Annotated in this window: 12 protein-coding genes; 3 read left to right on the forward strand and 9 right to left on the reverse strand. The window is 37.2% G+C overall.

Annotation, left to right across the window (positions count from 1 at the left end; translation table 11 throughout):
• Positions 1-3: 3 nt before the first annotated feature.
• A complete protein-coding gene (locus IQ247_RS14860) occupies positions 4-1,683 on the reverse strand; it encodes a 4Fe-4S binding protein (protein ID WP_193921217.1) in 1,680 nt (559 codons plus the stop codon).
• Between the two features lie 122 nt (positions 1,684-1,805).
• Complete coding sequence (locus IQ247_RS14865) at positions 1,806-3,407, reverse strand: vanadium-dependent haloperoxidase (RefSeq protein ID WP_228059754.1); 1,602 nt, start codon at positions 3,405-3,407, stop codon at positions 1,806-1,808.
• Between the two features lie 291 nt (positions 3,408-3,698).
• Between IQ247_RS14865 and IQ247_RS14870 the strand changes: the two genes are divergently transcribed.
• The gene (locus IQ247_RS14870) at positions 3,699-3,878 is read left to right on the forward strand and encodes a hypothetical protein (protein ID WP_193921219.1); all 180 of its coding nucleotides are present in this window, start codon (positions 3,699-3,701) and stop codon (positions 3,876-3,878) included.
• 105 nt (positions 3,879-3,983) lie between these two features.
• On the opposite strand, the gene IQ247_RS14875 is transcribed toward IQ247_RS14870, so the two are convergent.
• Together IQ247_RS14875 and IQ247_RS14880 are read right to left on the reverse strand one after the other, a co-directional pair.
• On the reverse strand, positions 3,984-4,145 hold the full coding sequence (locus IQ247_RS14875; RefSeq protein WP_193921221.1) for a hypothetical protein: 162 nt from the start codon (positions 4,143-4,145) through the stop codon (positions 3,984-3,986).
• A 195-nt stretch (positions 4,146-4,340) separates the two neighbouring features.
• Positions 4,341-4,868: a helix-turn-helix domain-containing protein gene (locus tag IQ247_RS14880; protein ID WP_193921223.1), complete on the reverse strand. Its 528-nt coding sequence runs from the start codon at positions 4,866-4,868 to the stop codon at positions 4,341-4,343.
• A 336-nt stretch (positions 4,869-5,204) separates the two neighbouring features.
• On the opposite strand from IQ247_RS14880, the gene IQ247_RS14885 reads away from it, so the two are divergent.
• On the forward strand, positions 5,205-5,375 hold the full coding sequence (locus tag IQ247_RS14885; protein WP_193921225.1) for a hypothetical protein: 171 nt from the start codon (positions 5,205-5,207) through the stop codon (positions 5,373-5,375).
• 73 nt (positions 5,376-5,448) lie between these two features.
• Here IQ247_RS14885 and IQ247_RS14890 read toward each other — a convergent pair whose 3' ends face one another.
• The 4 genes from IQ247_RS14890 to IQ247_RS14905 form a co-directional block, all read right to left on the reverse strand.
• Positions 5,449-5,781, reverse strand: a complete 333-nt coding sequence (locus IQ247_RS14890) for a hypothetical protein (RefSeq protein WP_193921227.1) — start codon at positions 5,779-5,781, stop codon at positions 5,449-5,451.
• A gap of 47 nt (positions 5,782-5,828) precedes the next feature.
• A complete protein-coding gene (locus tag IQ247_RS14895; protein ID WP_193921228.1) occupies positions 5,829-6,692 on the reverse strand; it encodes a hypothetical protein in 864 nt (287 codons plus the stop codon).
• A 595-nt stretch (positions 6,693-7,287) separates the two neighbouring features.
• A complete protein-coding gene (gene glsA / locus IQ247_RS14900; RefSeq protein WP_193921229.1) occupies positions 7,288-8,307 on the reverse strand; it encodes a glutaminase A in 1,020 nt (339 codons plus the stop codon).
• A gap of 77 nt (positions 8,308-8,384) precedes the next feature.
• Positions 8,385-9,047 (reverse strand): glutathione S-transferase family protein, encoded by a 663-nt coding sequence (locus IQ247_RS14905; protein WP_193921230.1) that lies wholly within the window; start codon positions 9,045-9,047, stop codon positions 8,385-8,387.
• A gap of 184 nt (positions 9,048-9,231) precedes the next feature.
• On the opposite strand from IQ247_RS14905, the gene IQ247_RS14910 reads away from it, so the two are divergent.
• Positions 9,232-9,771 carry a helix-turn-helix domain-containing protein gene (locus IQ247_RS14910; RefSeq protein WP_193921231.1) on the forward strand — a complete coding sequence of 180 codons (540 nt, stop codon included), beginning with the start codon at positions 9,232-9,234 and terminating at the stop codon, positions 9,769-9,771.
• A 14-nt stretch (positions 9,772-9,785) separates the two neighbouring features.
• On the opposite strand, the gene IQ247_RS14915 is transcribed toward IQ247_RS14910, so the two are convergent.
• The gene (locus tag IQ247_RS14915) at positions 9,786-11,465 is read right to left on the reverse strand and encodes an FAD-dependent monooxygenase (RefSeq protein WP_193921232.1); all 1,680 of its coding nucleotides are present in this window, start codon (positions 11,463-11,465) and stop codon (positions 9,786-9,788) included.
• Positions 11,466-11,525 lie beyond the last annotated feature (60 nt).

Here is an 11,525-nt window from a genome sequence, read left to right on the forward strand (position 1 = left end):
GACTTAACGTTTTTTACGCCGAATTTGTGTTTCCGCACAACCCGAATTTGGTGGTTCCTGAAGTTTTTTCAGCTTTGTAGGTAATGTTTGTGTTTCCGTTGTTTTTTCTGATTGCTGAGGATAAATAAGTTCCGGACGTTCGCTACTAATAGCAGATAAAATTTGGTAGTGTTCTTCATCTTCTAATCCTAATCTTTGACGTATTGATGTTAGATATGCCAAACTTTGCTCGGAGGATGTACATTTTTCCGCTAAAGCTTCTTCCAACATCCATCTATATACATAGTGCCGACCTCGTTCGGAAAATTGCGGTAATATTTCTGCTAAAATAAACAATTCATCTGCTTTCAACTTATCTAATGAACGTCCATTTAAAAATTGCTCAATATTAATTGGTAATCTTTGCAATTGACGGCGAAAACTATGAGTTAAACTTTCCTTTTGATATTGTTCGGCACTACGTTTCCAATTACGAACCAACCAGATAGTGCTAACCAAAACTATCAGCCCATTAAATAATAATTGTAATACCATTGGTAAGCGCAGAATTTCCGGTCTTCCGCCATAAACAAAGAACGCATTAAAAGCCAAAAAAGTAATAATCGTAAATACCCGGTGCAATACTTGTTGGGAACTAATTTCGGGATATTTATGTTTTAAATAACCCCGATAAACTTTCTCTAGCTTGTGACAACTGTAATAGCAGACAATTATGCTTAATCCTAAAGTTAGCGGCACAGCAGCAATCTTTGGAATTGCAATCGACTGATTATTAATATAAAAACCTGGCTTCCAAAGAGCGAACAATGAATTATCGTAAGTCCAAACACCAGAAAAGTAATAATCGAAGTTACCAGAATACAATCTGTAATAAATAAAGTAACCAATTGCCAATCCAAGATAACCGTATTGAAGAAATTTTCGTCCCGGCTTTTGTAATTGGTTCCAATAAGCCTTTTCAGAATCAATATCCATACAAGGTGATTTACAACCAATACAAGCACTTTTCTCTTGACCAGTTGACTTATCTACAGTTCTACACATAGACTGAGTAATACTTTTTGCTGGTGCTTGATGGGCGCTACTTCCTAATAAACCACGAGGTCCCGTAAACACAGTTTGTACAGCACCAAAAGGACAGACATAATGACACCAACTACGACCTCCATAAAGAAACACTACTGTGATGGCAGATAAAATAGTCGCAATTAAAAATAAACCAAGAACCCATCTTGTCGAATTAATAAATAGAATGCGGCTATTTAAACCTAGAAATAACAGAAAAAACTGTAAATAAAAATGGTTGCGAATTAACCATTGATTATTTTCAATATTTAACCGTGGTTTTAAACCCAAAGCACGGGGAATTTGCGAAAGAAAGTAGAGAGGACAAATCCGTCGCCAAGTTTCATGACCAAACACAAATACAATAAAAACAGCAGCAGGAAGTATCATTCCCCAAAAAATTCTTGTGCCAATTGGATAAGCTTTTTCAGGAACACATCTATCACCTTGGACAAGGATACATTCGTGATTATCGCGTAGAGGAGATGCGAGATTATTAGGGTCAGTGAGAATGTGGGTTATGGGGTCGTAAAACAAAGAAACAATTAAAATTAACCAACCAATTACAAGTATCCATCTCACAGCGTGCATTTTGCTTTCTGATACTTTGCTTAACATTATTCACACTCCTGAAATAGTAGTTCTTTGCATTCATTTCGAGGGATTGTAGAGACGTAGCACTGCTACGTCTCACTAAGCTATGGGGAAAACGAACCAATTAGAATTAATCAAAAAGACTACTAAATTGTTTCTACTCCTGCACGAGAAATTTTGATTTTAGTACCATCAAATTTTGTGAGTTCAAAGTAACTGTCTTCGTTATAAGTCAGTGCTTGCTCTTGAAGAATATCAATCGCCACTTGTTCGCCCAGTTTAATCGATTCTGTGTAGTCGGTAAGCCAGTGAACCCCAGCACCATTACGAGCGATCGCAATGTTAGAAGCAAGTTTGTTCAACTCACCACCAACTGTCATAGTTGCTGCATCAGTACCGCTGTAGCTAACCAACTCAGTACCATCTTGATTCGGAACTACAGGGTTAGGAATTACCCAAGACTCATCAAACCAAGCCTTAAGAATCGTGACACAAGCACCTGCTACAGTTGCGTGTCCGGAACCATAAGACGGATGTGTGGGAGAACCTTCAGGATATGCCATTGGTAGCAAATAGTTGCCGTACTGGCTGAAAACCCTCTGTAAAACAGGGGAATTAAATAGTTCCGAATTAATTGGATATTTTGCACATTCGCTGAGATGGTTATGAACCCTTCCACCAAATGTTTCGGGGCGCAAGCGACGGTGTACAAACCACTTCTGAAACCACATTGCTTTGAGAGCGCGGGTTGCAACCTCTGTCACCAAACTGAGAATATGAGGACCGCCAAAAGTGCCAAAACCTATTTGAGTCTTCGCTTTCTTATAAAGGTTTCCTTCATCTACAGGAGCCTTCATTCCCAACAGTATCAAACAAGCATTTAGGTGAGCTTCGTACAAAGCATCTACGTGTACATACTGACCTAAATCTCGCAGATTACGCATATAGCGAGGTGTGGAATCAAAAATATCTGAACCCGTTAACCCTCCATTTTGGACGTGCAACCAAGAATCATAATCAGTCATGTAATTGATTCCAGGCAAGACGGTTTTCTGTTTTTGAGAAATAGTCAGCGAACCGTAGGGAATATCCTTCAGCATGAATTGGGAAACGTAAGGACCGACCAAATCACCGTCAACAATTCCCCGGAACAGGCTTTGTGGTGTAACTTCGTGAACAACACCTTCTTTGGTTTGACGCTTGACTTTGGCTCCACGAAAGTCGGATAAGCTGGATAAATCTGCTGCTGCTTCTGCAACCTGGGGATTGTAATTATATAAACTAAAATCGATGTCCCGTAGAAGTGCCATCCAGTAGAGTTCTGTCATCTCTGCGGAGTTTTCAGCAGAATCAATACGAGGTGCAGGACGTATTGCTAAAGCATGGCTATCCGATCCTTGAAGATCAAAAGCGAGTCCTGCTTGGGGGTTGGTGAACTTGCGAAGACCACCCAGAGGGATTGCTTCAAAATCTGCGGGTTTACCACTCTTGAGGGCTGCGATAAATGCTGTATAACCATTGGGGTCTACTTCACCTAAATAGTTATGTACTAACCCTTTAGAGAAATTGGCAATAAAGTTAGGACAGCCATCTTCGTTTCGATAGTCTTGTTCTTCCCCATTGCATATATGTGCGGCTATATCCCTATGAAAAGCAACTTGAGCGGCTTCTTGACGGATACAGAAAGAGGATTTCTGACGTTCTAAATTAGTTTCAGGACCGAATTCTCGACAATTTTGATTGCTCACGATTTATTCCTTGATAATTTAAATTGGTTTTCTTTACTAAGTAAACAATCAACTGTAACTAACAAGATTACGAAAAATTTTTTAGTACCTAAGAGGGTACTATTGTTAGTTGATATAATTACTTAATTATCGTTAATGCTGAAATACATAGTGTAAATGTGTTTCAACTATTTTGTTATAGATGCAGCTGATGGAAGCTTATGCAGATTGAATAGACCCGTCCAAAATATAATATAGACACAAAAAAATGCTAGAAAGTAAAATTAGCAGTCTACCACTCTGTAATTGAAAATGTGTATTGTGTTTGATTATATCCAAAAATACCCTGTAAAAACAAAGCATATTTTAGGTATTAGTCACGAAAAATTTCAAGAATTAATTCAATCAGCTTCCAAAAAACATCTTGAAATCCAAAAAGAAAAGGAAAACCAGAAAATTAGGGTTCATTTTCCTGGTGGAGGACGTAAATAATTATTATCAATTTCTGAAGAAATATGTTTATGTATATTTTATCTCAGACAGATACCAAATTAATGAAAAGGACTACTAGTAGTCGATTGCATTAGTTTTGCTGAGTTAAATATTTGTAGTGCGAGCGTCCCGCTCGCTAGCCATCAGCAAGCTTTTCGGTATGCCCCGGAGGGGCATACGTCTCGCTCGCTCGGAAGCACCAGCGACGCTACGCGAACGCTGGTTGTAACGAGCGCGTTGCCCATCAAATTTAATGCAATGGACCACTAGAGTGTCGGTACATTAGTTATGAAGAGTACTTGATCAACTATACCAATCCTAAATGACTTGTGAGAAATTTATGTATAATCTCTATTCCTAACTTTCAATCTACGTATTTTCTCACATCTCAATTCGGATTGCTATATCATCTGATTAATTTTATTATGTAATCCGGTTCCCAGTTTTGAGGCTGGGAACTACTTAAAGGTTTATATTGTAAGTTTTTCTACGCTGTGCTTCTCTCCAACAACGAGGAGTATTTTGATGGCGATCGCGAAATTGGCAGTAAAAATGATTGATATTTTGATAGCCTACTTGCAAAGCTATTTGTTCGATAGAATCTTTGGTTTCTAAAAGCAAGCGTCTTGCTTGGGCTATTCTGCGTTCGATAATCCAATCATTGACGGTTTTTCCTGTCATCCGTCTGACTAAATCGGTCAAATACGCTGAAGAATAACCGACTGCTTGAGCTACTTCTTTTAAACGAATATTTTGATGATAATTTAGTTCGATAAACTGAAAAGTTGGATTTAGTCGAGGAATCGGTGGAAATATAGAGCAATCGCGATTCGATTGTTTATTTTCAGAATAAATTGAGAGTTTATCTGGTGCTAGCTCAACGCACAGACCGTTTTCTACATTCTTAACTTCAAATCCTGCTGTTTCTAAACATTTGATTACAAGCTTTTTAGTATCGGGATGGTTATCATTCACTACGATATTAGTCATTGCAACCTCTACAGTTCGTGATTAAAGTATCGATATTTGATCCAAGTCTTAATTAAAACGTCGCAACAAGTAAGTTTTTTAACTGCTTAGTAATAGATGTAAGTCAAATTAACTGATGCAGTTTTTTAGCAACTTTCTTACTGTTGGCTGTCCGGGAGGTATATGCCATGAACAGCCAAATCAGTTTATATAGTCAGGTTCTGTTTGAGATTTATTTTGTGAATACCCCATTTTCTTAAGTAAAATTACCTCTTAGGGAGGATATGAATTTTGTTAAAAGTCATCCACTATTTAACTTGGCTTGCTGAAAAATAGATGTAACATTTTACTTTCAACATGAATCAAGAAAATCAAGAACCAAAGAAAGCTAATACAGAAGACCAAAAAGCTGATGATTCTTCTCGTTCTCCAGGGGTTGATAGGGGTTCTCCAGGAGTTGACAGAGGCTTGGGTAGTTCAGAAAATACACCGAAAAAGAATACAGAGAAATCTAATCAAGAGAGTTAATTCATACAAATGTAGAGACGTAGCAGTGCTACGTCTCAAACAATGTGAAATCATCAGTTAATTTTTCAAAAAACTAAAAAATCGGAACAATTCGAGCAACAATACTGGAAACACTTTGAATCCCACTAATAATATTCACTGCATTATTCACACTTTGTATTGAATTATCTAAAGATTGGATAGCTCGGTTTAATTCTGCTTCTAAAGGTTTCATTTTTTCTAAAATACCTTGTAGATTCTGTATTTCTAATTGATGAAGATAATCGTCATAATATTTTCGCTGGGTGACAAAAGCTTTTTTCTTTGCTTCATCTCTTTCTTGTTCAATTTTAATTTGAACTTCCGGTGAGTAAAGTTTTGATACTTGTTCTCTCATTTTTGGAAGTAAATTAGTAGTAGTTCTCATATCTGTAATTTTCCTTGTATTTTAATTGTTAATTTGTGTTTGAGTTTTTATTTACCTAGCAGAGCTAAAAAATAATCGATATCTTTTAAAGCATCATTAAGGCTTTGAGATTTAACTTTTCCTTCGACTGAGGCTTGATAAATTTCTTTAAAACCTTCTAAAGCAAAACTTGCTTGATTTAACTCTCTAACTTGTCGATTCATTAAAAACATTTTCTTTCTTGTTTGAGTCCATTGTGATAGTAACTCATGAGAAATAGGCTGTTTCTCTGTCAAGGGAAGAATCACAAGAAGTTGCTCTCGTTGGTTTTGTAACTCATTAATATTATTGTTCATTATTTCTCCAAGTGCTTTGAGCATCTCTTGTTGAATTGTCAGTTCTTTAAGAATTAATGGATTGCGTTGTTCCAATTCTTCTCTTAGTACACCATTAATTTTAGAATGAACAATCAGCTTACCTATATTTCCCAGTACGCTTTTACCGGGAAATAAACTATTTTTCTGAAGTTTAATACCGATAGTTTCAAGGTTGGTTGCAATATCTTCTATTTTTTCTTTTGTTATTTCCGGTGTATCAGAATGAGCAAGTTCTCTCAATGTACTAAAATAAGCTGTTAACAGTCTATTATGCTCGCTAATATCTTCAATAACAACCAGCATTTCTCGGTCTCGTTTTTTAGAATCTTCATAATCAGTCAAAGTTTGATTTGAGATTCTGTCATTGAGTAATAATTTCTCAGAGCTTAAATCGATTTGTAGCTCGCTAGCTTTATTTAATAATTCGTCAACAGCAATCGTATATTTATCCCCAGCTTCTGATAGTTTTTGGTATTGTTTGCTATACTTGCAACCAGTTGATAAAGTTGCAACTACAGCCACTAAAATAAATGTTTTGCGAAAATTATTGAGCATAGTTCTTAAATTTTTATGAGATTTTTGATGTTTTTACTGTGTTTCTGCGTTATTACCTGGATTTCTCACAAGTAAGTGGTAAGCCTTGAGTGATCGATTAATTTTCACATTACTCACTACTCACTACTGACTCCAAATTCCTTATTGTTTGTGAGAAATGCGTTATTAGGATATAGATGTTATTTGATTTAACTTATGCAGTCAGTTTGTTGCTTCTGGTTGATGACATTAGGTGATATTTGCAAGTTTATTTAACTTATGCAGATAAAAAGCGATACGACTGATGTAGAGATGTATTGCAAGTGATGAGATTTGTTTATAACAATACCAAATGATCAAAGATTCACAAATAAGGGTTAAATTATTAACAGTTATCAGTTATCAGTCACGTTTATATTTGGGAAAGGGCTAGTCCCCAGATAAGGTGGGAGCGCGTCTTCTGTATTGGTTTAAATAGAACACCATAGGCCCGTGTTTACTGTTCACTGTATGAGGCTACCGCGTCACGCTGCGCGCTTCACTGTTCACTGATTTAAATTAATTGTATATTAATGCTTGAGGCTATTTCTGAAGTTACAGCTTTACCAATTTGAAATTACAACGGTTTAGTTTTATCAAATATAAACTCTATTTTTTTAGGTATTGATTCAATTCGATTTTCAGAAATATCTAGAAAAGAACATTTTGGTAATGGATAATCAAATAAATGAAGATTGAATTTATCAGATAAAGCTTCAAATACTTTCATTCCTCTAATACTATTACCCCTAGAGTCAATCAAAGGAGAAAAGACAGCAATACCAGCACTGTCGGGGATTACACCAATTATTCCCCCAGAAACTCCGCTTTTTGCCGGAATTCCGACTCGATAAGCCCATTCGCCAGCATAATTGTACATTCCACAAGTGTACATTACACTTAAAATATCTCTGATATAACAAGGTTTTATTCCTTGTTCTTTGGTTATGGGATTAACACCTCGATTTGCCAAAGTTGCAGCCATCACTGCCAAATCATGACAATTAACAACCAAAGAACATTGTTGAAAATAGAGGTCAAGAATTTCTTCAATATTGTTTTCAATAATTCCAAAATTCAGCAGTAAATTGGCTAAGGCTCGATTGCGATGTCCGGTAGCTCGTTCCGACATAAATACAGGTGCGTTGATAAATACATCATGACCGATATAGCGGCGGAACATATCTAACATTCGATTCAGCTTTTCAGTAGCATTGGCACCTTTAATTAAACCAGCAGTAGCAATCGCTCCAGCATTAACCATCGGGTTATCCGGACGTTTAGAGTTTTCATCCAAACGGATTACTGAATTGAACGGATCACCAGTTGGTTCCACACCAATTTTTTCCAACAACGTTTCGCGATCGCAATCTTCCAATGCCATACCATAGACAAAAACTTTAGATATAGATTGAATCGTAAAATTTTCTTGGCTATCTCCAATTTCAAAAATTTCTCCTTCTTTGGTGACAACGGAAATCGCAAACCAGTTTGGATTGGCTTTAGTTAGTTCGGGAATATAGCTAGCCAAGGAACCCGAATTGAGATGGCGATATTCTTGATAAAGAAACTTGATAAATTCTGGTAAGTTAGACATTACATATTTTACTTAGTTGATCAACCACGTTGATTATCTTGCCATATTTCCAGGAATTATCGTAGACTCCATTAATTTCAAAGATGGGTATTTACAGGATATTTTAATGTAGATAACATTTGCATCATCTGTTCGCGTCCTTCGTGAAAAACCCTCGCTACAGATGCTTTTTCTTCCAACCGTTTAAAATAAGCCGTCAAATTCTCTAAATGCTCATAATTATAAACAATCCGTAGATAAGAAAGAGTCGGAGCAGCAGCACAATCAGCTAATGTAAAATCTTTACCCACTAACCAGGTACGATTAGCCAGTTTTTCATTTAATAAATTACAAGCTTCTTCCAATAATCCCTTGGCTTTGATAACTTCTTTGTTTCCTCGTTCCTCCAACGGACGTTGACTATCTTTAAATAATGCTTCTCTTCCACCGTTGATATATACATCTACGATACGTTCGAGCATTCGCATTTCTAAAGCCAGTTTCATATCTTGAGGAATCAAGGGAATATTGCCATCAGATCCATCAAGATATTCAATAATAATGTTTGCTTCTAAAAGTACTTCCCCATCATCCGTTATTAAGGTGGGAATTTTACCAAAGCGGTTTATCTGTAAATATTGCGTTCTTGATTCTACATCAAACAGATTTACTTCAACAGGTGTGAAATCTATCTGTTTTTCGTACAAAGCAATTAATACCCGTTGGGAATACGACGAAGCCGGTGCGTAATAGAGTTTCATCTCAGTGGACAGTTAACTGATTCAACAATACGAAAGCATTAAGTATAAATATAGACTTAATATGCAGATAAGAAGCATTTAAGGGGGAATATAAATTTTCTTTTTGTAAAGAAAATTTAAAAAGTTGAGATATTCCGTCATCGGTATAGTAGTATTTACTCATAGGGTGATTTGGTAATCAAAAATGATTGGAACAACAGAAGCAGCAAAATTGTTGAATATTTCTCCTCGAAGATTGAGACATCTAATCGCTAAAAATAGAGTTTATGGAGCTTATAAAATTGGTAAAACTTGGGTAATGCCTGTAGTAGATGGTTTACCCAAAATAAAAACAGCATCTCATGGGCCCAACTCGACCTGGAATAAAGTTAAAACTCCCGCTCAAAGCTTTGTTCATATTAATCGTCAGTTAATAGGTAAGAAAATGGATGATGGTGAATTCGCGCCAGTAATCAGCGTTAAATCCAGGAATAAGAATATTTATTCAAGTAGAGTTGTAATTCCGGGTCCTTGTACCATCGTTTACGAATACGAGAATCCTCAAACAAAATGCGGTGCCAGAGTCTGGATTGAAACTTATTCACTACCGATGGCTGTAAATGGTTGTACTTACGAAGAAATCATTACTAAACTTCCAAAGAAAACTGAAACCAAATCTCAAAAATCACCCAAAAAATCTTACTCTAAAGGATTTGCCTTAGATAGCCATCGGGTACCAGCTTAATTACAAATTACGAATTAATTTAATTGTCCTCTGAGGAGATCAATTATCATCTCCACATCAGCAGGTATTTCATCACCTCTCCAAGCGACGTGTCCATCTGGTCTAACCAAGACAAAAGCACGTTCGTAAAGTTTGGCAATGTCGGGATTATCTATATGATGAGTTGTTAGAGGAACTTGTTTTTGCTGACAACAGAGTTGTAATTTTTCAATTCCTGGATTTGAATTTGAGCTAAAACACATCAACGTAAATCCATGACCGAATAAATCCAAAGTTGATAATCCAGGTTTTAACCAAGCATGAGGAGCGCGACAACCGGGATAACTACTTTGAGTCCATTCACGATAAGCCGGAGGCTTGACGCTGAGTCCTAGCCCTTTCAGGGCGGCTTCGCCTACGGACACGCTGCGCGAACGCGCAACGCCATTTTGAGGAACTAAGTCATCGGGAATTACAATGGGCGATTGATAACGAAAACCGAGGTGAACTCCAGGAGCATCAAATTCTTTTTTGACTCCACTTGTTTCCATAGATAAAGCCATTTGTTTACGAATTGCTTCTCCTTGAGGGGAATCGCTAGCAATTTCAGGAGGTATACTGCGTTTTTGAGTACGTTGTAAATTAGCATTTGCGGCTTCGAGATTTCTCACAGCAATGGGACGACGTTCGATTTCGTAAGTATCGAGTAAATTTTCACCTGCCCAACCTTTAATAGTAGCAGCGAGTTTCCAACCGAGGTCTACTGCATCACCGATGCCGGTATTCATCCCAAAACCACCGGATGGGGAAAGTGTATGAGCGCAATCACCGATAAAAAAGATGCGTCCGTAACGGAATTTTTCTGCAACTCGATGAGTTAAACGCCAAGGAACATTTGAGATAATTTCTATGGGAGTATCTATAGAGATAGCAGCTTTGATTGCTGTATAAGCATCGTGAATTTCACCATTTTCTTGGGGTTTTAAAATTAAGCGATATTGTCCTTTTCCATCGACAGCGCGTAAAGGTTCTTGAATTGTGGGATTTACCAAGAAGAAAACCATTGCATTTTTAGAACCGAGTTGAGATGCTAATTCCGGAGCTTGGAAAACAACGCTTTGAAACATCTGGGTGTCGTGATATTGAACTGCATCAACACCGCATTGTTTACGAATATTAGCACGAGCGCCATCACTAGCGACCATATAAGAAGCGTGGATAGTTTCAGTGTTTCCACTAGATAGATTTGTGATTTTAGCAACTATTCCGTCACCGGAACAGTAAAAATCTTCTAATTGGGCAAGTAGTTTGATGCAACCTTCGGGATATTGACCGAGGTAATTAATAAATTCTGGAGCAAACCAATGTTGAGGACATACCTGTTCAGTTTCAGGAGCGTAATCTGGTGGAGTGCGTTGTGCATAGGATGGTAAATGAACGCGGAAGATTTCATGTCCTCCGACAGTAGTTACCCAAGCCACATCTAAAGTGTGGTTTTTATCCCAACCAGCATTTCTAATTTGTTGAGAAATTCCCCAACGACGGCAGAATTCCATCGAACGATATCCTACAGTACTTACCTTGGGGTCGCGAACAACTCCATCTGTTTTTTCGATCAGAATGCAATCTATTCCTTGATAGCGTAATTCGGCTGCCATTGCCATACCGACGGGTCCGCCACCTACTATTAAGACTTCTGTTTTGATGTTTTTCATGGTTAATTGGATGGGGGGACAAGGAGAAGATAATTCCTTATTCTTTATATGTTTTGTGTT

The sequence above is a fragment of the Plectonema cf. radiosum LEGE 06105 genome (genome assembly GCF_015207665.1).
In the GTDB taxonomy this organism is placed as follows: Bacteria; Cyanobacteriota; Cyanobacteriia; order Cyanobacteriales; family Nostocaceae; genus Rivularia; species Rivularia radiosa_A.